The organism is Kitasatospora sp. NPDC058162, from assembly GCF_042884005.1.
Lineage (GTDB): Bacteria > Actinomycetota > Actinomycetes > Streptomycetales > Streptomycetaceae > Kitasatospora.
On the sequence record NZ_JBHVUS010000003.1, the window covers coordinates 163,989 to 186,821 of the forward strand.

The window sequence follows — 22,833 nt, forward strand, 5'->3', positions numbered from 1 at the left end:
ACATGGACAAAACACCCGGTCCGCCGACGGCGGACCGGGTGTTCACGGGTGGTGACGGCACGAACGGCCGTTACTCGGCGGACTCCTCCACGGAGTACTCGTCCCACTCGTCGCTCTCGGGGTCGAACTCGGTCTGGGCCGACTCCCAGGTCGCCGAGGCGAGCTCCACGCCCGGGATGTCGCCGAGCAGCGCGACCGGGTCGATGAAGTGGGCGAGCGAACCCGACGGGTCCACGTCGATGGCGTCGACGGACTGGGCGCGCTCCTCGTCGTCGAGGTACTCGTCCTCGGCGACCTGCTGCAGGGCCGCGGCCTTGAGCGCGCCCTCGTCGGTGATCTCCGCGATGAGTTCGATCTTGAGCTTGACGTAGCGCGGGGCGTCGGTCGTTTCAGTGCTGGTCATGCCAGCGAGCGTACGGGAACGAAGGCCCCCGGACGCACGGAAGGGGCCGGTCCCTCGGAACGGGACCGGCCCCACCGCTCCGCCTCGGCTCCCCCACCCGGGAACCGCGGAGCCGCGCCTGTTACGGCACGGTGATCGACCCGTGGGAGCCGCCGCACCCTGTCGACCGGCCGGAGCCGGACAGGGTCGGGACGACGGCGCCCCCCACGGAGGGCCCCTCCCTCCGACGAGCGGTCGGGGAGGGCGGACACGGCGGTCGGGTCAGGACCGTCCGACGTGTCCGGAGCCGACCGCGACCGCCGGGGAGCCGCTCCCGGTGTACCGCTGCCGTCTCGCTCGGCGTCTTGCCGTTGACCACCACGATGCAGGAGCCGTGTTAACCGCGTGCTGCGGGCAGGTGACGCCGGTGTACCACTTCGCCCGTGGACGAATCCTCCGGATCCGGCCACGGGCGAACGGTGGTGAGCAGGCGTCAGTGCGCGCCGCGGGTGGTCAGGTAGCCCAGCAGGTCCTGCCGGGTGACGATGCCCTGCGGCTTGCCCTCCACCAGCACGACCGCCGCGTCGGCCTTCTCCAGCACGGTCATCAGGTTGGTGACGGTCTCGCCCGAGCCGACCACCGGCAGCGGCTTGGACATCACCTTGTCCAGGGTGTCGGTCAGCTCGATCTCCTTGGCGAAGATGCCCTCCAGCAGCAGCTTCTCCACCACCGAGCCGACCACCTCGCCGGCCATGATGTCCGGGTGCCCGGCGCCCGGGGAGACCACCGGCATCTGCGAGACGCCGTACTCGCGCAGCACCCGGACCGCCTCGGCGACCGTCTCGTTCGGGTGCATGTGGACGAACTGCGGAACGCCGCCCTGCTCCATGCCCTCCTTGCGCCCCAGCACCTCGCTGATGTGCGCCTCGTCGGTGGCCGAGGGCAGGAAGCCGTAGTCCGCCATCCAGTCGTCGTTGAAGATCTTCGACAGGTAGCCGCGGCCGCCGTCCGGCAGCAGCACCACGACGACGTCGTCCGGCCCGAGCTTCTTGGCGACCTCCAGCGCGGCCACCACGGCCATCCCGCAGGAGCCGCCGACCAGCAGGCCCTCCTCCTTGGCGAGGCGGCGGGTCATCTGGAACGAGTCCTTGTCGGAGACCGCGACGATCTCGTCCGCCACGCCGCGGTCGTAGGCGGTCGGCCAGAAGTCCTCACCGACGCCCTCGACCAGGTACGGACGGCCGGTGCCGCCCGAGTAGACCGAGCCCTCCGGGTCGGCGCCGACGACCTTGACCTTGCCGCCGGACGCCTCCTTCAGGTAGTTGCCGGTGCCGGAGATGGTGCCGCCGGTGCCGACGCCCGCCACGAAGTGGGTGATCTTCCCCTCGGTCTGCTCCCACAGCTCCGGACCGGTGGAGTAGTAGTGCGAGGCCGGGTTGTCCGGGTTGGAGTACTGGTCCGGCTTCCAGGCGTTCGGGGTCTCACGGACCAGGCGGTCCGAGACGTTGTAGTAGGAGTCCGGGTGCTCCGGGGCGACGGCGGTCGGACAGACCACGACCTCGGCGCCGTACGCGCGCAGGGTGTTGATCTTGTCGGTGGACACCTTGTCCGGACAGACGAAGATGCACTTGTAGCCCTTCTGCTGGGCCACGATCGCCAGGCCGACGCCGGTGTTGCCGGAGGTCGGCTCCACGATCGTGCCGCCCGGCTTGAGGGCGCCCGAGGCCTCGGCGGCCTCGATCATGCGCATCGCGATGCGGTCCTTCACCGAGCCGCCGGGGTTGAAGTACTCGACCTTGGCCAGGACTGTCGCGGTGATGCCCTCGGTGACCTTGTTCAGCTTGACCAGCGGCGTGTTGCCGACCAGGTCGATGATCGAGTTGTGGTACCGCACGGGGGTCCTCCCGGTCTATGGGCATGCGAGTGCATTCGGTACTGCAAAGCCTAGGGCGTGGCACGCACCCCAGCCCGCCCTTCCGCCACTCCCCTCTCGGCCGTAGCGCTCCACCAATGGCCCACCACCGCCCGCGCCCCCGGTACTCCCGCCCTCCGCGCGGGTAAGACCGCTGTGCAGGCATGGCCGTGGCCCCGGAGGGGGCGGCACGAGGACGCGAAGGGGGCAGCGGATGCCAGGGGCACAGGACTCGCGGGCCCGGGTGGCCCGTCGGATCGCCACCGCGGCGGCGTACGGCGGCGGCGGGCTCGGTCTGCTCGGGGTGGGCCTGGTGGGGCTGCTGCTCACCGAGAGCAAACTCGCCGTCCAGGCCATCGGGGTCCTGGAGACCGTCCCGCCCAAGGCCGACGGCGTCTACGGCGAGGCCTTCGCCGACGGCTGCGCGCCGCCCGCACCGCCGCTCGTGCTGGCCGTCCTCGGCGACTCCACCGGCGCCGGCCTCGGTGTGGCCCGCGGCCGCGAGACCCCGGGCGCGCTGCTGGCCGCCGGCCTGGCCTCGGTGGCCGAGCGCCCGGTGCGGCTGGTCAACGTGGCCCGCTCCGGCGGCCGCTCGGCCGACCTCTCCGGCCAGCTGGAGCAGGCCCTGCGGCACCGCCCGGACGTCGCGGTGATCATGATCGGGGCCAACGACGTCACCCGGCACAGCCCGGCCCAGCTCGCCGTCCGCCAGCTCGGCGAGGCCGTCGCCGCCCTGCGCGCCAACGGCTGCGAGGTGGTGGTGGGCACCTGCCCGGACCTCGGGACGATCAAGCCGGTGCGCCCGCCGCTGCGCTGGGTGGCCCGGCGGCTCAGCCGCCAGCTGGCCGCCGCGCAGACCATCGCGGTGGTGGAGGCGGGCGGGCGCACCGTCTCGCTGGGCTCGCTGCTCGGCCCGGAGTTCGCCGCCCGCCCGGAGATGTTCGCCGCCGACCGCTACCACCCCTCCGCCCAGGGCTACGCCACCGCCGCGATGGCCGTGCTGCCCTCGGTCTGCGCCGCGCTCGGCCTCTGGCCGGAGGAGGAGCGCCCGAGCACCGCCGTCCCCGGCGAGACGGTGCTGCCGGTCGCGGTGGCCGCCGCGGCGGCGGCCGGCCGGGCGGGCACCGAGGTGGCGGCCGTGGACGCCGAGGGCCCGGGCCGGCGCTGGGCACTGCTGCGCCACCGGCTGCGGGTCGGCCCGGACGTGCCCCGGGAGCCCGGTGCGGAGTCCGTCGCGGAGCCCGTCGCGGAGCCCGGCGCCGACGCGACCCGGGAGCCCGGCGCGGAGCCCGGGAACACGTCGGCCAGCTCACACGCCGGGGCCGGTGACGGCTGAGCTACCAAGCGGTAACTTTCCTCACGGACCGCCAAGTCCGCCGTCACTCAGCGAGGAGCCCCGCAATGCCCGAAGCCGTCATCGTCAGCGCCACCCGTTCGCCGATCGGCCGGGCGTTCAAGGGCTCCCTCAAGGACGTCCGCCCGGACGACCTGACCGCCCACATCATCCAGGCCGCCCTGGCCAAGGTCCCGCAGCTCGACCCGCGCCAGATCGACGACCTGATGCTTGGCTGCGGCCTCCCGGGCGGCGAGCAGGGCCACAACCTGGCCCGCATCGTGGCCGTCCAGATGGGCATGGACTACCTGCCCGGCGCCACCATCACCCGCTACTGCTCCTCCTCGCTGCAGACCACGCGGATGGCGCTGCACGCGATCAAGGCCGGCGAGGGCGACGTCTTCATCTCGGCCGGCGTCGAGACCGTGTCGCGCAGCGTCAACGGCACCTCGGACGGCATGCCGGGCACCATGAACCCGCTCTTCGACGACGCCCAGGCCCGCACCAAGAAGCGCGCCGAGGAGGGCGGCGGCGAGTGGCACGACCCGCGCGAGGACGGCCTGCTGCCGGACGCCTACATCGCGATGGGCCAGACCGCCGAGAACCTGGCCGCGCTCAAGGGCATCACCCGCGCCGACCAGGACGAGTTCGGCGTCCGCTCGCAGAACCTCGCCGAGGCCGCCATCAAGGCCGGCTTCTGGGAGCGCGAGATCACCCCGGTCACGCTGCCGGACGGCACCGTGGTCAGCACCGACGACGGCCCGCGCGCCGGCGTGACCCTGGAGGGCGTGTCGGGCCTCAAGCCGGTCTTCCGCCCCGACGGCACCGTCACCGCCGGCAACTGCTGCCCGCTGAACGACGGCGCCGCCGCGCTGGTCATCATGTCCGACACCAAGGCCCGCGAGCTCGGCATCACCCCGCTCGCCCGGGTGGTCTCCACCGGCGTCAGCGCGCTCTCCCCCGAGATCATGGGCTACGGCCCGGTCGAGGCCTCCAAGCAGGCGCTCCGACGGGCCGGCCTGACCATCGACGACATCGACCTGGTCGAGATCAACGAGGCCTTCGCGGCCCAGGTCATCCCCTCCTACCGCGACCTCGGCGTCGACCTGGACAAGCTGAACGTCAACGGCGGCGCCATCGCCGTCGGCCACCCCTTCGGGATGACCGGCGCCCGGATCACCACCACGCTGATCAACTCCCTGCAGTGGCACGACAAGCAGTTCGGCCTGGAGACCATGTGCGTCGGCGGCGGCCAGGGCATGGCGATGGTCATCGAGCGCCTCAGCTGACCCACCCCCGCCGCTCCGAAGGGTCTGGACCACCCGTTTGGAGTGACAGTGCGTAATTGAGGGCCGGATCACACCGAGAGGTCGATCCGGCCCTCTCCCATGTCGTTCCCGGCCCGGAAATCGACAGTGCGGAGCGGATCAACTCCACTGCGTAGAACGGTGTTACCTAACAATTTGGGGACAAGCGCGAAAGTCCCGGACGAATTAGACATTCGCCACTGCGGTAACAGCCCCGGATGGGGCAGTGTGGACACGTAACCCCGTTCCGCTCCTCGCTAGGAGTACGTTCCGTGAGCGCCGTCTACACCATCCTGCTGCTGATCCTGATCACCGTGTCGTCCGCCGTGCTGCTGCGCCTCCGGGGCATCTCCCGGCGGCTGGACGCACAGGCCGCGGCCCAGGCCGGGCCCGCACCGGTGGACGAGGCCGCGATACGCCGGGCCGTCGCCGAGGCGCTCGCCGCCGACCGCGAGCGGGAGATCACCGAGGCCCGGGCGTTCTGGGCCGAGCAGGAGGCCCGCGCGGCCGAGGACGCGCCGCTGTTCGACTCCCCCTTCACCGGGGCGCCCTTCACCGAGGTGCTGGCCGGCACCGACGAGTGGCCGCTGTTCTTCCCCCGCCCCACCGGCCCGCAGGACGCCGCCGACAACGCCGGGACGATGGACCCGGAGTTCGGCGAGGCGCTGCGCTCCGCGCTGGAGGACCTGATCAACGAGGGCGGCACCGGCCCGGCCGAGCCCGGCACCGAGGGCGGCACCCCGCTGCGCCCCGGCCACCCCGTCGGCGAGACCCCCAAGGACGCCCGCGCCCGCCGCGAGGCCGACCTGCTGGCCACCGGCCTGGAGGCCGGGCTGCTGGACGCCGAGCCGGTCGTGGAGGAGGCCCCGGTCGCCGCGCCCGACCCGCGCCGCCACCCCTCGCACCCCGACTTCGTGCCGAGCCAGGCACCCTCCCGCGAGTGGACCGACACCCGGCTCGCCGCCCTCGCCGAGGAGGCCGTCGCCCTGATCGACGTCCGCCCGGGCCCGCTCGGCACCCTGGACGTGTACGCCTTCGCCGACGGCACCACGCTGTGCGTGGCCCCGGGCGACCGGGAGGCCGCCTACCGGCTGATCGACGCGGTCCGTGCCGGTGAGCACGTCCGACTGCTCGGCGGCTCGCGCTTCTCCGGCTCCTACTCGCTGACCTTCTCCACCGACGAGGAGGCCGTCTACGTGCTCGCCGACCGGGTGGTCGCCAGCATCTGACCCCACCTCAGCCACGCAGCAGGACCGAAGGCCGACCGGGTCACGGGGTTACCGACCGGGTCGGCCTTCGGCGCGTCCGGCTCCCGGAGGGCCGGGCGGCTCAGGCGCAGAGCCCGGCCGTCTCCCGGACCGCGGCCACCGCCCCGGCCAGCAGCTCGGCCGCCGGCACCGGCCCGCCGGGCAGCGCCACCGCAGCGCCCTCCGGCAGGGCCGCGAGCGCGGCCGCCAGGTCGTGCCCGGCGACGGCCAGCTGGTCCCCCGCCGCGAAGGCCCCGGCATCCGGGAACTCCCGCTCCGGCCCGCCTTCCACCGCCAGCGCCAGCGCGGCCAGCCGCCGCGCGAGCGCCAGCACCGCCGCCGCCCGCGAGGCATGCCCGGGCACGGCGCCCAGCAGCTTGCTCTGCGGCAGCGAGCGGAAACGATCCGCCAGGTTGTCCACGGCTTCGACCAGGGGCTGTACGTCATGCATGGGGAGGAGCCTAGGCCTGTCTCTTGGGTTTTGTCGGATCGGGCCGCGGCGTTGGGGTGCGTGCATCGCAAGGCGGAGGAGGGAGCCACTGCGGTGGGGGCACCTCCCGGCCGAAGGCTGGGGGCCATTGGCGACTGACGACAACGCGGCGAGGTGCGTGCCCCGGCGTCGCGGACCCGGCAAGGACCCAAGAGACAGGCCTGAACGCCGCCGGGCCCCGGAGCGAAGTTCGCTCCGGGGCCCGGCGGCAGTGGGTGGCGACGACCGGGGGTGCGTCAGTCGTCGCCGCGCAGGATCGCGATCAGCCGCAGCATCTCCATGTAGATCCAGACCAGCGACAGGGTGAGCCCGAAGGCCGCCCGCCAGGACTCCTGCTGCGGGGCGCCCTGAGCGATGGCCTCCTCGATCGCCGCGAAGTCCAGCGACAGGAAGAAGGCGCCCAGGCCGATGCCGACCAGGCCGACCACGATGCCCAGCGGGCCGGAGCGCAGGCCCATGTCGGCGCCGAAGGCCATCGCGACCACGTTGACCAGCATCAGCAGCACGAAGCCCAGGGCGATCGCGAGACCGATCCGCTGGTAGCGCGCGGTGACCCTGATCCGGCCGCTCTTGTACGCGAACAGCATCGCCGCGAACACCGCCGCCGTACCCAGCACCGCCTGGATCACGATGCCGTTCAGCATGGTGTTGAACGCGTGCGAGATGGCGCCCATCGCGAAGCCCTGGAGGGCCGCGTAGACCAGGATCAGCGCCGGGCTGACGCTGCGCTTGAACGAGACCACCAGGCCGACGACGAAGGCGACCAGCGAGGCGCCGATCGCGAAGCCGAAGTTCTCGAACGGCAGCGTGAACCAGGCCACCGCACCCGCGGCGACCAGGGTGAGCAGCGTCATGGCGGTGCGGGCGACCACGTCGTCGAGCGTCATCCGCCCGGTGGCCGCCGGGCCGGCCGACGGCCCGTTGTACATCTGGTAGAGCTGCTCGTCCGTCAGCGGGCCCTGCCCCTGGGGCTGGGCGTACTGCGTGCCCGCGTAGGGGTTGCCGTACGGGCTCCCGGCCTGGCCGGTGCCACCGAACCCCGCGTAACCGGGCTCGCGGGAGAAGGAACCCTCCCGCGAGAAGACCGGGTTGCTGCTTCTCATTGCACATTCCCTCCGTGGCGGCACTGCACCGCCCAGGTACCAGGGTAATGGCTTGGCAAAAATAGCGGGATACGCCGCGAGGAGGATCCGGTGAACGACTGCCGGCGGGGACGCCGGAGGCGTCCCCGCGGGTCGATGCGGTGCCCGGAGCCGGACTCGAACCGGCACGGCCTCGCGGCCAAGCAGTTTTAAGCTGCCCGTGTCTGCGTTCCACCATCCGGGCGTCCCGTGAACCACCCCTGAGACTAGTCGCCCGGCTCACCCTTTCGCATGTTCTCAGCCCGGGAAGTTGTCATGTTTCCTTGCCATCTGACGAACAGTTCGGGATTTGGCCACGAAGCACGGCGATTCCGGCCACCGCATCACCCTCAGGGTTCCCGTCATACCGCAGGAGGAGGGTCCGGTACCTCCCGTACAACCAGCGGCGGTCGGGCCAACCGTTCGACGGGGCGACGCCGAACCATGATCACGTCGCGGAGCATGGAGGTACGAATCCGCGGACCAGCAAGGAGCACCCCCGTGACCACGTCGACCGCAACCGCCGTCCGTACCGGCCTGGCGGCCGCCCGCGCCACCGGCCTGAACAAGGTCTACGGGGAGGGGGAGACCCGGGTCGTCGCCCTGGACAACGTCAGCGTCACCTTCCCCCAGGGCGAGTTCACCGCCATCATGGGCCCCTCCGGCTCCGGCAAGTCCACCCTCATGCACTGCATGGCCGGCCTGGACACCGTCTCCTCCGGCTCCACCACCATCGGCGACACCGAACTCGTCGGCCTCAAGGACAAGCAGCTCACCCAGCTGCGCCGCGACCACATCGGCTTCATCTTCCAGGCCTTCAACCTGCTCCCCACCCTGACCGCCCTGGAGAACATCACCCTCCCGATGGACATAGCCGGCCGCAAGGCCGACAAGGCCTGGCTGGACCGCGTCGTCGACACCGTCGGCCTCTCCGACCGCCTCAGCCACCGCCCCTCCCAGCTCTCCGGCGGCCAGCAGCAGCGCGTCGCCTGCGCCCGCGCCCTCGCCGGAAAGCCCGACATCATCTTCGCCGACGAACCCACCGGCAACCTCGACTCCCGCTCCGGCGCCGAGATCCTCTCCTTCCTGCGCAACTCCGTGCGCGAACTCGGCCAGACCGTCGTCATGGTCACCCACGACCCCGTCGCCGCCTCCTACGCCGACCGCGTCGTCTTCCTCGCCGACGGCAAGATCGTCGACGAACTCCACGGCCCCACCGCCGACACCGTCCTGGACCGCATGCGCCGCTTCGAGGCCAAGGGCCGCACCAGCTGACACCCGGCCCGCCCGCCCCACGCCCTCGAACCTCCCCAGGACTCCTCATGTATCGCACCGCACTGCGCAATGTGCTGGCCCACAAGGGCCGACTGCTGATGACGGCGCTCGCCGTCATGCTCGGCACGGCGTTCGTCGCCGGGACCATGGTCTTCTCCGACACCTTCGGCAAGGCCCTGCGGGACAGCAACTCCAAGAGTTACTCGGACGTCGCCGTCCAGGTCGTGGACCGCGCGGCCGGCTCCGGCGCCTCGGCCAAGCAGAAGAGCGAGGCCGGCGCGGGCCTCACCGACGACACCGTCCAGCAGCTGGCCGGGCTGCCCGGCGCGGCCGGCGCCCGCGGCGTGGCCGGCGGCTTCACCGGGGTCGCCGACAAGAAGGGCAACCTGATCGGCCAGGTCTGGTCGGCCAAGGGCGCCAACTTCGCCCCGGGCCAGGACGGCCGGGACCCGCGCTACCCGATGACCGAGGGTCAGGGCCCGAAGAACGCCAAGGAGGTCGCCCTCGACCGCAAGACCGCCGACAAGGCGGGCTACAAGGTCGGCGACACCGTCCGGGTGGCCGCCAACGGGCCGGTGATCGAGGCGAAGCTCACCGGCGTCTTCACCACCGACGACCCGGTGGTGAACACCGGTGGCACGCTCACCCTGTTCGACAAGGCCACCGCCCAGCAGACGCTGCTGGAGCCGGGCCGCTACAGCAGCATCGTGCTCACCGCCAAGCCCGGCACCTCCCAGGACGCGCTGCTCGCCCAGGTCGAGTCGAAGGTGCCGGCCGCCCGCCAGTTCGACGTCGAGACGGGCGCCAAGCTGCAGGCGGACGACCAGGCGCAGATCGCCAAGGGCACCGACAGCATGCGCACCATGCTGCTGGTCTTCGCCTTCATCTCGCTCTTCGTCGGCATCTTCATCATCGCCAACACCTTCACCATGCTGGTCGCCCAGCGCACCAAGGAGCTCGCACTGCTGCGGGCGATCGGCGCCAGCCGCAAGCAGGTGACCCGCTCGGTGCTGATCGAGGCGCTGCTGATCGGCACCGTCTCGGCCGTGGCCGGTCTGCTGGCCGGTGTCGGGATCGGCGCCGGGATGCAGTCGCTGATCGGCTCGCTGGACGAGAACATGCCGAGCGGCGCGCTGGTGATCCAGCCGCTGACCGTCGTGGTGACCCTCGTGGTGGGCGTCCTGGTGACGGTCCTGTCCGCCCTGCTGCCGGCCGTGCGGGCGGCCCGGATCGCGCCGGTGGCGGCGATGAGCAGCGGCGACCAGCCGACCAGTCAGAAGAGCCTGGTGGTCCGCAACACCATCGGTTCGGTGCTCGCCGGCGGCGGCCTGGCGCTGATCGCCTACGGCGCCTCCACCGGCAACGACAGCGGCCGGATGCCGGTCGGCGCGGGTGCCTTCCTGGCCCTGATCGGCGTGTTCGTGCTGCTGCCGCTGCTCTCCCGCCCGGTGGTCGCCCTGGTCGGCCCGCTGCTGCGGGGGCTGGGCGGCACCCCGGGCAAGCTCGCCCAGCAGAACGCGGTGCGCAACCCGCGCCGCACCGCGGCCACCGCCGCCGCGCTCACCATCGGGCTGACCCTGGTCACCGGTCTGACCGTGATCGGCACCTCGGTCGGGGACACCATCGACCGGGCCGTCACCAAGTCGATGAAGGCCGACTACCTCGTCTCGGCCGCCAACCGGATGGGCCTCTCCGAGCAGGTGCCCGCCCAGATCGCCAAGGCCCCCGGGGTCGCGGCCTCCTCGCCGATGACCTCCACCGACTGGAAGCTCGACGGCACCTACAAGGAGATCACCGGCCTCGACCCGGCCGTCCTGGAGCAGGTCGTCGACATCAAGCTGACCAGCGGTTCCACCGCCGGCCTCGGCCAGGGCCAGCTGCTGGTGGACCAGGACGTCGCCACCAAGTTCAACGTCACCACCGGCTCGACGATGGCGGTCTCCTACCCGGACGGCTCCGCCGGTCAGCTCACCGTCGGCGGCGTGTACGAGAAGGGCGGCATGCTCGGCCCGGTCCTGCTGGCCAACAGCGAGATCGCCAAGCACGAGCCGAAGCCGTACGTCCCCCAGGTCCTGGTCAAGGGCAAGGACGGCGCCACCGCCGGGCTCAAGCAGTCGATCAAGGACGCCACGGGCGCCAACCCGGTGATCGAGGTCAAGTCCAAGCAGGACGTCCGGGACCAGTTCAGCCAGGTCATCACCTTCGCGCTGAACCTGATGTACGGCCTGCTGGGCATGGCGGTCCTGATCGCCGTCCTGGGCGTGATCAACACGCTGGCCATGTCGGTCTTCGAGCGCAAGCGCGAGATCGGGATGCTGCGGGCGATCGGCCTGGACCGGAGTGGCATCAAGCGGATGGTCCGGCTGGAGTCGGTGGTGATCTCGCTCTTCGGCGCCGGGATCGGCCTGCTGCTCGGCTGCTTCATCGCCTGGGCGATCAACGGGACGCTCAAGTCCAGCCTGAGCGGGCTGACCACCGTGCTGCCGTACGGCCAGCTGGCGCTGTTCCTGGGCCTGGCCGGGCTGGTCGGCCTGGTGGCCGCGATCTGGCCGGCCCGCCGGGCCGCCAAGCTGGACATCCTGTCGAGCATCAAGACCGACTGACGCCCCGTCGGCCCGCCCCGCCCCCGCCCCCGCCCCCGGTCGCACCCGCGGCCGGGGGCGGGGGTGCTTCGGCACCCACACCGGCACCGGGTACGGTCCGGGCACGGCAGGAGCCCCTGCCGGAGGGTTCTCGGCAGGGGCTCCTCTACTGCTGTACTCCGCCCGGTCGCACGGCCGGCTGAGCACCACGGAGGTCGTGGTCCGGCGACACTGCCGGGCGGAGGGCCTCCGACTCATACCCCGGCGCTCCCACACCGGGGTCCAGTCGCTTACTTGCTGGCGAGCTCCTTGTCGGCGGCCGGCTTGGCGGCCTCGACGGGCTTGGTGGGCGGCGTGACCTCCTGGATCGGAAGCTGCGGCTTCTCCATCTGGGAGAGGCCGACCGCTTCGCGCTTCAGGAACATCGCGAGGGTCCAGTCGGTGAAGACGCGGACCTTGCGGTTGAAGGTCGGGACCATCGCACCGTGGTACAGGCGGTGGAACCACCAGGCCGGACGGCCCTTCAGCTTGTACTTGCCGAAGAGGATCGCCACGCCCTTGTGCAGGCCGAGACCGGCGACCGCACCCAGGTTCTTGTGCTTGTACTCCTTCTGCGGGAAGCCCCGCATGCCGGAGATCACGTTGTCACCGAGGACGACGGCCTGGCGGCAGGCGTGCTGGGCGTTCGGCGGGCACCAGGCGCCCTCGCCGGCGGCGAGGTCCGGGACCTGGGCGTTGTCGCCGGCGGACCAGACGTAGTCGAAGCCCTGGACCTGGAGGGTCGGCGCCGTGTCGACGTGGCCGCGCGGGCCCAGCGGCAGGCCGAAGTTGGCCAGCACCGGGTTCGGCTTCACGCCGGCCGTCCACACGATGGTGGCGGCGTCCATCTCCATGCCGTTCTTCAGCACGACGTGGCCGTCGATGCAGGAGTCCATCGAGGTCTCGATGTAGACCTCGATGTCGCGCTCCTCGAGCTTCTCCTTGGTCCACAGACCGAGGTCCGGGCCCATCTCGGGGAGGATGCGGTTGGCCGCCTCGACCACGACGAAGCGCATGTCGTCGCGGCTGACGGTCTTGTACAGCTTGGCCGCGTCGCGGGCCATGTCCTCGACCTCGGCGACCGTCTCGATGCCGGCGAAGCCGCCGCCGATGACGACGAAGGTCAGTGCCTTGCGGCGGACCTCCTCGTCCGAGGTGGACTCGGCCTTGTCGAGCTGGGCCATGACGTGGTTGCGGAGGCCGATGGCCTCCTCGACCGTCTTCATGCCGATGCCGTTCTCCGCCAGACCCGGGATCGGGAAGGTGCGGGAGACCGAGCCGGTCGCGACGACCAGGTACTCGAAGGGCAGCTCGTAGCTGTCGCCGGCCGCCGGCTGGATGGTCGCGACCTTGCGGGCGTGGTCGATGCCGGTGACGGACCCGGTCAGCACCTCCGCCTGCTTGAGGGTCTTGCGCAGCGGCGCGACGAGGTTGCGGGGCGCGACGTTGCCGCCGGCCGCCTCGGGGAGGAAGGGCAGGTACGTCATGTACGACCGCGGGTCGACGACCGTGACGGTCGCTTCGCCGTAGCGCATCTTCTTGAGGATGCGCATCGCGGCATACAGGCCGACGTAACCACCGCCGACAATGAGGATGCGAGGACGCTCCGTGGTGCTCATATCCGAAAGTATCCAGCACCGTCCGGAGCAGCCTTCGTGAGCCCGGTCACAAGCTTCTGGACACCCCGTGCTACACTCCGCGCCCACAAAAACCGGCCCGGCGCACCGGCTCACGGCCCCCGGCGGCCCCCCGCGAACGTGCGCCGGAGCACTACCCGGCTGAGCAGCAACGATCCGTACAGCGCCCGGGTTCCCGCTCGTGATTTCGATTTTCAAACCCTGAACGAGGCCTGACCTGCGATCCAAGGGGCCGCGCGACCGGCGGGCCTTCGGTCTCACAATTCGGGCGTAGCGGGCCACGGGGTGCGACGAAAGACTGGATCGTCATGTGAAGAAATTCACGAAGGTTCTCGCACGGGCCCGGGCGCGCCCCGGCCCCGGCACCCCGGAAGGGGCGTCGGGGCCGGTCAGGTAAGGCCTGCGGGTCGTCAGGAGGCCGTACTCCAGGCGATGCCGTCCAGGATGTCGTGCTCGCTCACGACCACCTCGGCGGCGCCGGTGCGGTCCATGATCTCCAGCAGCTCCAGCGCGCCCGCGGCGATCACGTCCACCCGGCCCGGGTGCATCGACGGGATGGCCGCGCGCTCGGCGTGGGTGGCGGCCAGCAGCTCGCCCGCGATCCCGGCGACCCGCTCGCGGCTGATCCGGGAGTGGTGGATCCGCTCCGACTCGTACGCGGGCAGGTCCTGGGCGATCGCGGACACCGTGGTGACCGTCCCCGCCAGGCCCACCAGGGTGGCCGCGCCGGTCAGCGGGACGGCCTCCTCGGCCTTGTCCAGCTCGGCCCGCACGTGCGCCCGGGCCTCCTCGATCTGCTCCGCCGAGGGCAGCTCGGCGCCGCCGAAGTGCCGCTCGGTGAGCCGCACGCAGCCGATGTCCACCGAGCGCGCCGCCTGGACCTCCGCCCCGCCGAGCACGAACTCGGTGGAGCCGCCGCCCAGGTCGAAGACCAGATAGGGGGCGGGGAACTGCCCGCCGGTCAGCTCCTTGGTGGCGCCGACGAAGGACAGGTGCGCCTCCTCCTCGCCGCTCACCACCTCCGGCTCGACGCCCAGGATGTCGCGCACGCCCTTGACGTACTCGTCGCTGTTCTCGGCGTCCCGGGAGGCGCTGGTGGCGACGAAGCGGGTGCGCTCCGGGCCGACCCCGAAGCCCTCGATGACCTCCCGGTACTCCCGGCAGGCCGCGAAGGTGCGGGCCAGCGCGTCCGGGTGCAGCCGGCCGGTCCGGTCCACGCCCTGGCCCAGCCGGTTGATGATCATGCGGCGGTCGAGGTCGGTGATCTCGCCCGTCTCCGGGTCGAGGTCGGCGACCAGCAGCCGGATCGAGTTGGTGCCGCAGTCGATCGCGGCCACGCGGGTCATGCTCACTCGGACTCCTGCTCCGTGGTGGCGTCCTCGACGGCGCGCTTCTTGGCGGCCCGCTCGGCGGTCTTCTGCTGCTTGGCCGCAATCACGGCCTCGTGGTCCTGGTCCTTGGCCCGGTTGCGCAGGACCCGCTCACCGGCCGCCTCGACCTCGGCCGGGGAGACGCACGGGCCCTTGGCCCACCAGTCCTCCAGCATGCCGATCGCCTCGTCGCCGAGCGGGTTGACGCCCTCGCCGGCCGCCAGCGAGTGGCCGACCAGCACGTGCAGGCACTTCACCCGGTCCGGCATGCCGCCGGCGCTCGGGAAGCCCTCCAGCACCTCGATCGCGTCGCGCCGGGCGATGTAGTCCTCGTGCGCCTTCTGGTAGGCGGCGGCCAGCTCCGGGTCCTCGGCGAGCCGGGCCGTCTGGTCCTTCATCACGCCCTCCGCCTCCAGGGTGCCGATCAGCGAGGCGGCCTTGGGGCAGGTCAGGTAGTACAGCGTCGGGAACGGCGTGCCGTCCGGCAGCCGGGGCGCCGTCTCGACGACGTCGGGGTTGCCGCAGGGGCAGCGGTGCGCCACACCGCGCAGGCCGCGCGGCACCCGGCCGAGCTGGGCGGCGATGGCCGCGACGTCGGCGTCGGAGACGGCGGGGTGGTTCTCAGTGGTCATGGGGGGTGGGGTCTCCAACGGAGGACGGGGGGAGCGGACGGGGGGCGGCGGCGACCGGCGCGGCGGCGTCGGCGGCGTCCACCGAGTCCCAGATGCTGGTGTACCAGGGCTTGGCGGCCTTCGCCGCGCCGGCGGCCGCGTCGGCGGAGCGGGAGGCCGTACCGGCCGGGGCAGAGGGCTGGGCGGCCGGACCGGCCGGGTCCACCGCGATGTACGGGGTCTCCCCCGGCACCGCGTAGTGCAGCCGGGCCCGGGCCTGCGCCTTGACGTACTCCGGATCCTGCCAGCGCGCCTTGTCCCGGCGCAGCTGGTCGACCTGCTGGCGCGAGTGGTCGGCCTTCGCCCGCTGGGCGGAGATCTCGGCGCGCTGGGAGATGAACTGCCGCGTCGGGTAGGCCAGGATCGCCACCAGCGAGCAGAGCACCAGGACGAGGACGGTCGCCCGGCTCGTGAACCGAGGCCGGGCCGCCAAGCCCGGGATCCTCCAGCCAGCCATCTCCCGTATCCCCTCCTGGTCGCGACGGTGCCCCGCCGTCCACCCTACGGGGTGTGCGGCGGGGCACCGGTCAGGCGTGCGCTAGCTCGCGGTCTCCGACCTCGTGCTCGCGGTCTCGGCCCTCGTGCTCGCGGCCTCGGCCCTCGTGCTTGCGGTGCTCGTCACTCCGCCGCGGAGCGGAAGCGCGGGAAGGCGCCGCGGCCGGCGTACTCGGCGGCGTCGTCGAGGATCTCCTCGATGCGCAGCAGCTGGTTGTACTTGGCGACGCGCTCGGAGCGGGCCGGGGCACCGGTCTTGATCTGGCCGCAGTTGGTGGCGACGGCCAGGTCGGCGATGGTGACGTCCTCGGTCTCACCGGAGCGGTGCGACATCATGCAGCGGTAGCCGTTGCGCTGGGCCAGCTCGACGGCGTCCAGGGTCTCGGTCAGCGAACCGATCTGGTTCACCTTCACCAGCAGCGCGTTGGCGGTGCCGGTCTCGATGCCCTTGGCCAGGCGGGCCGGGTTGGTGACGAACAGGTCGTCGCCGACCAGCTGGACCTTGTCGCCCAGCTTGACGGTCATGGCCTTCCAGCCGTCCCAGTCCGACTCGTCCAGCGGGTCCTCGATGGAGACCAGCGGGTAGGCGGCGACCAGCTCGGCGTAGTACTCGATGAGCTCGGCGGCCGACAGGGCCTTGCCCTCGAACTGGTAGGCGCCGTCCTGGTAGAACTCGGAGGCGGCGACGTCCAGGGCCAGCGCGATGTCGCGGCCGGGCACGTAGCCGGCCTTCTCGATGGCCTCGGTGATCAGGTCCAGGGCCTCGCGGTTGCTGTCCAGGTTCGGCGCGAAGCCGCCCTCGTCGCCGAGGCCGGTGGACAGGCCGCGCTCCTTCAGCACGCCCTTGAGGGTGTGGTAGACCTCGACGCCCCAGCGGACGGCCTCGGAGAAGGACTCCGCGCCGATCGGGGCGATCATGAACTCCTGGATGTCGACGTTGGAGTCCGCGTGCGAGCCGCCGTTGAGGATGTTCATCATCGGGACCGGCAGGACGTGGGCGTTCGGGCCGCCCAGGTAGCGGAACAGCGGCAGGTCGCTGGCCTCGGAGGCGGCGTGCGCGACGGCCAGCGAGACGCCCAGGATGGCGTTGGCGCCGAGCGAGGACTTGTCCGGGGTGGCGTCCAGGTCGAGCATGGCCTGGTCGATCAGGCGCTGCTCGGTGGCGTCGTAGCCGACCAGCTCCGGGCCGATCTGCTCGATGACGGCGAGGACGGCCTTCTCCACGCCCTTGCCGAAGTAGCGGTTCTTGTCGCCGTCGCGCAGCTCAAGCGCCTCGAAGGCGCCGGTCGAGGCACCCGACGGAACAGCGGCACGACCCGTGCTGCCGTCGTCGAGGCCGACCTCGACCTCTACCGTGGGGTTGCCGCGGGAGTCGAGGATTTCACGGGCTACGACGACATCGATGGACGGCACGAAGCATCTCCTTGCGGAAGCAGGGTCCGGCTGGCGGTGGTGCTGTCAGGCCGGACGATTGCGGAGTCGTTACGACCAGAGCCTAACCGCCCGGGCTCCCGGGACCACGTCGGCCTCGACTCCGTCTCAGCGTGTGGCCCTGCTACCCACCGGTAGTTCACCTGCTCGTCCCGGCCCGTCCCACCGGGGCGGGCCGGGACGAGGACGGGTCCGGACGGACGCGGAGGACGCGGACGGAGGGGGCCGCCGGGCGCGGCCCCCTCCGTGTCCGCCGTGGAACGGCTCAGCCGAGGTGCAGGACCTGGCCGGGCATGATCAGGTTCGGGTTGCCGCCGACCGTGCCGCGGTTGCCGTCGTACAGCGCCTGCCAACCACCGGACACGCCCTGGGTGGTGGCGATGCCCGACAGGGTGTCGCCGTCCCGGACGGTGTAGTCGTGGCCGGTCGTGGCGGCGGCCGGGGCCTGGGCGGCCCGCGGGGCGGCGTGCTTCGGGGTGTACTGCTGGGCCGACTGGTCGACCGGCTTCTCGGCCGTCTTCGGCGCGGCGTGCTTCGGCGCGTACTGCTGGACCGGCTGCGGCTGGGCGGGCTTCGCGGCGGCCTTGGGGGTCTGCTGCTTGGGCGCCTGCTTCTGCGCCTGCTGCTTCTGGACCTGCTGCTTCTGCGGCTTGGCGTCCGAGGAGGCGTCCACGTCGGCCGGGGCGCCGCCCTTGCTCAGGCCGGCCTTCAGGGAGCAGACCGGCCAGGCGCCGGGGCCCTGCGAGGCGAGGACCTTCTCGGCGACCGAGATCTGCTGCGCCCGGCTGGCCTGGTTGGCCTGCGCCGCGAACGCGGTGCCGCCGTACGCCTTCCAGGTGCTGGAGGTGAACTGCAGGCCGCCGTAGAAGCCGTTGCCGGTGTTGATGCCCCAGTCGCCGCCGCTCTCGCACTGGGCGACCGAGTCCCAGGCGGAGGCCGGGGCGGCGGAGGCGCCGGTGGCGGAGAGGAGCGGCAGTGCGAGTCCGACGCCGGCCACACCGGCGACGGCGATGGCCTTCTCGGCCTGGGTGCGACGGCGATGACGGCCAGATCCAACGAACAGCATGAAGGTCCCTCTCCGCACGCCTGCGAGGTGAGCTGTCGGGTTCGGACCGGGAGGTGGCCCGGCCGCCGTGTGCGGAAACGCTTCCGCTCGGGCGGCTTCACCCCAAGCCGTGGAGGAACGGCAACAAACCTGGTTCCCCCGCCCCTGCCCAGGGTTCTGGTCGGTTTCCCGTGACGCGGCGGGCAGGATTCGGCGTCCCGCGCACGAGGTCCGCAGCTGCGAACTCCAGGGAGACTAGACAGATCCTCAGACCAATCACAAGCTCATATCACCGACATCACACAAAAATTACGGCCCGTGTTCGGTCGCCTACCAACGGCGGGTCTTTGTCCGGTTTGATGGGTGTTCATACCGCCCTCCGGGCCGGATTTGCGACGTCACGTCAGCGTGTCGGCGGCTCAGGACGGCTGTGCGGCGACCGGCTCTCCGGACTGAATTCGACCGGAAGTTCGCGCAATCCGCGCATGATCAGGCCACCTCGCCAGCGCAGATTCTCCGGGGTTTCGGCCAGCCGGAGATCGGGCAGTCGGGAAAGCAACGTGGCCAGCGCGGACCGCCCTTCGAGCCGGGCCAGCGGGGCGCCGATGCAGTAGTGGATGCCGTGCCCGAACCCCAGGTGGGGATTGTCGCTCCGGGCCAGGTCCAGGGTGTTCTCGTCCGAGAACCGGGCCGGGTCGCGGTCCGCCGCCGCCAGCACCACCAGCACCGGGTCGCCGACCGGGATGTCCACCCCGCCGATGGTCAGCGGGCGGGTCGCGAACCGCCAGGTCGCCAGCTCCACCGGCCCGTCGTAGCGCAGGAGTTCCTCGATCCCGGTCTCCAGCAGCGCGGTCTCGCCGCGGGCCACCGACTCCTGCAGCAGCGCCCGCTGACCGGGATTGCGCAGCAGCGCGTACGTCCCGTTGCCGATCAGGTTCACCGTCGTCTCGAACCCGGCGAAGAGGAGGATGAAGGCCATCGCGGCGGCCTCGTTCTCGGTCAGGTGCTCACCGTGGTCGCTCGCCCGGATCAGGCCGGAGATCAGGTCGTCCCCGAGGTCCGCCCGCTTGCGGTGGATCAGCTCCAGCAGGTACGCGCGGATCTGCTTCACCGCCCGCCCCACACCGCCGCGTTGGCCGCCACCCTGGCCCGGCTTCGTGTGTCGCAGCATCATCCCGGCCCAGTCCCGGAAGTCGTCCTGGTCCTCGGCCGGCACGCCCAACATGTCGCAGATCGCGTAGATGGGGAGCGGGAACGCGAACTCGTGGATCAGGTCCGCCGACCCGCGCTGCGCGAAGCCGTCGATCAGCCGGTCGGTCAACTGCTGCACCCGCGGCTCGAACTCGGCCACCCTGCGCGGGGTGAACGCCTTCGACACCAGGCGGCGCAGCCGGGTGTGGTCCGGCGGGTCGATGTTCAGCAGGTGGGTCATCAGGTCCGCCTGCCGCTCCCCCGGGATGCCCACCCGGCCGGTGCGGTGCGCCTGCTCGCTGTGGTGCGCCGGGTTCTTCGACAGCCGGCCGTCCGCGAGCGCCTGCCGGGCGTCCGCGTACCTCGTCACCAACCAGGCCTCCACCCCGCTCGGCAGCTTGGTGCGGTGCACCGGGGCGTGCTCGCGCAGCCAGGCGTAGGCCGGGTACGGGTCGGCGGCGAACTCCCAGGTGAAGAGCTGCGGATCGGGCTGGGCGGCGGACGGGGCGCCGTCGGGCTGAGCTGGCATGGGTCGACCGTAACCGCTCGGCAACCGCTCGACCGGACGCGCCCGGACCGGCCGGCGATCGTCAACGGTTCGCGAACGGCGCGCGAGCGGCGGACGAGCGGAGCGCGAGCAGGTCGTCAACACTCCGTGGACGCCCCGTGGACGGTCCGTGGACGGTCCGCGGACAGGCCTTGGACAGCTCTTGGCCGGGTGGCAGGCGTGAGCCTGGTCACCTGCGGGGTAATCCCTGTTGCGGAGGGTCAGGACGTGCCTACGATCCTCCGAAGTACGCGTGGGCGCCGGTGCGGTGTCGCCCGCAGGGAGGAGCTGGACCAATGAAGGTCAGCGGAGCAGTCGTCGTCATCGCGGTACTCGACGGCGGTTCGGGAGCCGACCTCGCCCGCCGGTTCACCGCGGCCGGCGCCGCCGGGATGCTGATCGCCGACACCCACGTCGGCATCGCCGAGGACCTCGCCTCCGAACTCGACCGGCCGGGCTGCCCCGTGGTCGGCGTCGGCGGCGACATCCGCCGGCCCAGCGACGTCGCCGCCCTGGTCGACACCGCCGAGAAGCACTTCGGGCCGATCGACCTCTTCTGCGTGGCCGGCCCCAAGGGCGAGCGGATCGTCTCCCTCGCCGACCTGCCCGACCACCTCGACCTGGAGCGCCTCGCCGAACTCGTCGTCCTGATCGGCGAGGCCATCGGCGAACTCGTCCCGCCGCAGCGGGGCTCCTCCGAGCGCACCGCCACGGCGGCCTGAGCCGGCCGGTTCGGCCTCCGGCTACTCCGGCTTGAGGCCCTCGGCCGCGCGCACCGCGTCCCGGTAGCCGCGCGCGGCCGAGCGCAGCGCCGCGTCCACGTCCACCCCGGCGTCGTGCGCCCGCTGCGCCACCGCCAGCAGCAACCGGCCCGCCGACTCCGCGGTCAGCTCCTCCGGCAGTCGGTACGGCTCGTCCGGCACCTCCGTGAAGCCCGCCCGGCGCACCCGGGACACCAGCTTCGCCGTGTACGCCAATGCCGGCAGCCCGGCCGGAACGCCGTCCAGGACGGACTCCCGGTCCGCCTTCTCGGCCGCCTTCAGCTGCTCCCAGTTCGCCTCCACCTCGGCGGCGCCCTCCGCCTCGACGTCCCCGAACACGTGCGGATGCCGGTACATCAGCTTCTCGACGATGTCACCGGCCACGTCGTCGATCGAGAACGCCTCCGACGGGTGCTCCTCGGCGATCCGGGAATGGAAGAACACCTGGAGCAGGACGTCGCCCAGCTCCTCGCGCAGCATGTCCCGGTCCCCCTCCTCGATCGCCTCGACCAGCTCGTAGGCCTCCTCGACCAGGTACTTCACCAGGCTCTCGTGGGTCTGCTCGGCGTCCCACGGGCAGCCGCCCGGCGAGCGCAGCCGGTCCATCACCGAGGCGAGGTCCAGCAGTCGCGCCCCCGGCAGGTCGTACGAACCCGGCAGCACCTCGATCTCCGGCACCTCCCCGGCGTGCTCCACCGCGAGCCGGGCCAGCGCGTCCGTCAGCCCCGGATCCCCGTCCGGGCCACCCAGCCACACCGTCGGCCCGGCCTCCGCCGGCTGCCCGGTCAACAACCGCGCCAACGCCGGCGCCGACCCGGCGGGCACCACCTCCACCACCACCCCGGCCTGCCGCACCGCCGCCACCTGCGGATTCCCCTCGTCCCCCACCAGCACCCGCCCGGCCGACCGCAGCGCCTCCCAGGCCGGCCACGCCAGCAACCCGGGGGCCACCCGGTGGGTGGTGGTCAGCAGGATCAACTTCGCGCCCGGAAGATTCGTCGTCACACCCCGAACCTACCCGCCCCACCCCACCCCGCCCCCGCCTTCAGCGCCACGGGAGCAAGGGGCAGTGCGTCCCCTCCCACCGATGGCACACACCCTCGAGCCCGACCACACCCCGCCGCCGGCCCCGCTACCCGGGGACGCGCCATCGGGGCCCAAGCGTGCAGACCGCCCCCGCGCGGGATGGCATGCCTGCCGAGCGAGGGCACGAGGGCTCGCCAGCCACACTCCCGGAACAGGAACTCGGCCCCGCCGACCTTCCACTCCGGCCCGACGGGAACGCGCAATCGGGGCCCAGCGCACGGGCCACCCCCGCGCGGGACGACAGGCCCGCCGAACGGACAGCAGATGAGATCACCGACCGCACTCCCGGCGCAGGAAGTCGACCCCGCCGACTTCCTGCGCCGGCGGGGAAGGCGCTTTCGGGGCCCGAGCACGCTGGCCTTCCCCGCGCGGGATGGCAGGGACGGCGGGTGGGATCTCCAGCCGCACTGCGGGCGCAGGAAGTCGATTCCGCCGACTTTCCATTCCGGCCGGGGCTCGGCAGGTGTCGTCACGTTGGAGCTACGGCCCAGGCCGGCAGCAGCCCCCGGCCCAAGCGGAGGAAGCCGACGCCGTCGACCCTCCACTCCAGCTACGACAGCAGTGGATCCGACTTACAGCGACAGGGCTGGCCCGCCCCGCAGCAGGAAGTCGGCCCCGCCGACCTTCCACTCCGGCCCGGCGGGAGCGCGCCACCGGGGCTCAAGGGCTCTGGCCTTCCTCGCACGGGATGGCCGGCCTGCCGCGCGGCGATCGCGGGTGGGATTGCATCAGTGGGGCCGCCCGACTGCCGCATTCCCGGAACAGGAAGTCGAGTCCGTCGACTTTCCACTCCGGCCCGGCGGGGGCCCGGGCGCGCTGGCCACCTCCGCGTGCGATGGCAGGCCTGCCGAGCGGACGGCGGGCGGGATCGCCGGGCGCCGCCCCCCCCCCGGGGGGGGGGAGGGGTAACA

Annotated in this window: 17 protein-coding genes, 1 tRNA gene, 1 pseudogene and 1 riboswitch; of the genes and pseudogenes, 6 read left to right on the forward strand and 13 right to left on the reverse strand. The window is 72.1% G+C overall.

What is annotated here, in order from left to right; all coding sequences use genetic code 11:
• Positions 1-70: 70 nt before the first annotated feature.
• Positions 71-403 (reverse strand): hypothetical protein, encoded by a 333-nt coding sequence (locus ACFVXG_RS07140; protein WP_387925127.1) that lies wholly within the window; start codon positions 401-403, stop codon positions 71-73.
• Between the two features lie 472 nt (positions 404-875).
• Entirely contained in the window at positions 876-2,276 is a 1,401-nt protein-coding gene (locus ACFVXG_RS07145; RefSeq protein WP_387925129.1) for a cystathionine beta-synthase, read from the reverse strand.
• Between the two features lie 232 nt (positions 2,277-2,508).
• Between ACFVXG_RS07145 and ACFVXG_RS07150 the strand changes: the two genes are divergently transcribed.
• From ACFVXG_RS07150 to ACFVXG_RS07160, 3 genes are all read left to right on the forward strand, one after another.
• The gene (locus tag ACFVXG_RS07150) at positions 2,509-3,630 is read left to right on the forward strand and encodes an SGNH/GDSL hydrolase family protein (RefSeq protein ID WP_387925131.1); all 1,122 of its coding nucleotides are present in this window, start codon (positions 2,509-2,511) and stop codon (positions 3,628-3,630) included.
• Between the two features lie 65 nt (positions 3,631-3,695).
• Positions 3,696-4,916, forward strand: coding sequence for an acetyl-CoA C-acetyltransferase (locus ACFVXG_RS07155; protein ID WP_387925133.1), 1,221 nt, complete (start codon positions 3,696-3,698; stop codon positions 4,914-4,916).
• Between the two features lie 290 nt (positions 4,917-5,206).
• Complete coding sequence (locus ACFVXG_RS07160; protein WP_387925135.1) at positions 5,207-6,163, forward strand: hypothetical protein; 957 nt, start codon at positions 5,207-5,209, stop codon at positions 6,161-6,163.
• A 100-nt stretch (positions 6,164-6,263) separates the two neighbouring features.
• Here ACFVXG_RS07160 and ACFVXG_RS07165 read toward each other — a convergent pair whose 3' ends face one another.
• The 3 genes from ACFVXG_RS07165 to ACFVXG_RS07175 form a co-directional block, all read right to left on the reverse strand.
• Positions 6,264-6,632 carry a hypothetical protein gene (locus tag ACFVXG_RS07165; RefSeq protein ID WP_387925137.1) on the reverse strand — a complete coding sequence of 123 codons (369 nt, stop codon included), beginning with the start codon at positions 6,630-6,632 and terminating at the stop codon, positions 6,264-6,266.
• 275 nt (positions 6,633-6,907) lie between these two features.
• Positions 6,908-7,774 carry a Bax inhibitor-1/YccA family protein gene (locus tag ACFVXG_RS07170; protein WP_387925139.1) on the reverse strand — a complete coding sequence of 289 codons (867 nt, stop codon included), beginning with the start codon at positions 7,772-7,774 and terminating at the stop codon, positions 6,908-6,910.
• 141 nt (positions 7,775-7,915) lie between these two features.
• Positions 7,916-7,997: transfer RNA gene (locus ACFVXG_RS07175), tRNA-Leu, on the reverse strand.
• Between the two features lie 257 nt (positions 7,998-8,254).
• Here ACFVXG_RS07175 and ACFVXG_RS07180 point away from each other — a divergent pair.
• Positions 8,255-9,067, forward strand: coding sequence for an ABC transporter ATP-binding protein (locus ACFVXG_RS07180; protein WP_387925141.1), 813 nt, complete (start codon positions 8,255-8,257; stop codon positions 9,065-9,067).
• Between the two features lie 47 nt (positions 9,068-9,114).
• A complete protein-coding gene (locus tag ACFVXG_RS07185) occupies positions 9,115-11,670 on the forward strand; it encodes an ABC transporter permease (protein WP_387925143.1) in 2,556 nt (851 codons plus the stop codon).
• A 269-nt stretch (positions 11,671-11,939) separates the two neighbouring features.
• On the opposite strand, the gene ACFVXG_RS07190 is transcribed toward ACFVXG_RS07185, so the two are convergent.
• From ACFVXG_RS07190 to ACFVXG_RS07220, 7 genes and pseudogenes are all read right to left on the reverse strand, one after another.
• Complete coding sequence (locus ACFVXG_RS07190) at positions 11,940-13,307, reverse strand: NAD(P)/FAD-dependent oxidoreductase (RefSeq protein WP_387925145.1); 1,368 nt, start codon at positions 13,305-13,307, stop codon at positions 11,940-11,942.
• 428 nt (positions 13,308-13,735) lie between these two features.
• A complete protein-coding gene (locus ACFVXG_RS07195; RefSeq protein WP_387925749.1) occupies positions 13,736-14,671 on the reverse strand; it encodes an exopolyphosphatase in 936 nt (311 codons plus the stop codon).
• Positions 14,672-14,817: 146 nt separating this feature from the next.
• Positions 14,818-15,345, reverse strand: a pseudogene (locus ACFVXG_RS07200) (DUF501 domain-containing protein); the annotation flags it as partial.
• The gene (locus ACFVXG_RS07205) at positions 15,317-15,799 is read right to left on the reverse strand and encodes a septum formation initiator family protein (RefSeq protein WP_387925147.1); all 483 of its coding nucleotides are present in this window, start codon (positions 15,797-15,799) and stop codon (positions 15,317-15,319) included. The pseudogene ACFVXG_RS07200 and the gene ACFVXG_RS07205, both read right to left, overlap by 29 nt.
• Before the next feature lie 185 nt (positions 15,800-15,984).
• The gene (eno, locus tag ACFVXG_RS07210; protein ID WP_387925149.1) at positions 15,985-17,274 is read right to left on the reverse strand and encodes a phosphopyruvate hydratase; all 1,290 of its coding nucleotides are present in this window, start codon (positions 17,272-17,274) and stop codon (positions 15,985-15,987) included.
• 283 nt (positions 17,275-17,557) lie between these two features.
• Positions 17,558-18,358 carry a transglycosylase family protein gene (locus tag ACFVXG_RS07215; RefSeq protein WP_387925151.1) on the reverse strand — a complete coding sequence of 267 codons (801 nt, stop codon included), beginning with the start codon at positions 18,356-18,358 and terminating at the stop codon, positions 17,558-17,560.
• A 1-nt stretch (position 18,359) separates the two neighbouring features.
• Positions 18,360-18,530: riboswitch (cyclic di-AMP (ydaO/yuaA leader) on the reverse strand.
• 210 nt (positions 18,531-18,740) lie between these two features.
• Positions 18,741-20,057 (reverse strand): cytochrome P450, encoded by a 1,317-nt coding sequence (locus tag ACFVXG_RS07220; protein WP_387925153.1) that lies wholly within the window; start codon positions 20,055-20,057, stop codon positions 18,741-18,743.
• Positions 20,058-20,371: 314 nt separating this feature from the next.
• Here ACFVXG_RS07220 and ACFVXG_RS07225 point away from each other — a divergent pair, with 314 nt between their 5' ends.
• Complete coding sequence (locus ACFVXG_RS07225) at positions 20,372-20,797, forward strand: SDR family NAD(P)-dependent oxidoreductase (protein WP_387925155.1); 426 nt, start codon at positions 20,372-20,374, stop codon at positions 20,795-20,797.
• Positions 20,798-20,818: 21 nt separating this feature from the next.
• On the opposite strand, the gene ACFVXG_RS07230 is transcribed toward ACFVXG_RS07225, so the two are convergent.
• Complete coding sequence (locus ACFVXG_RS07230) at positions 20,819-21,841, reverse strand: MazG family protein (RefSeq protein ID WP_387925156.1); 1,023 nt, start codon at positions 21,839-21,841, stop codon at positions 20,819-20,821.
• Positions 21,842-22,833: the final 992 nt, after the last annotated feature.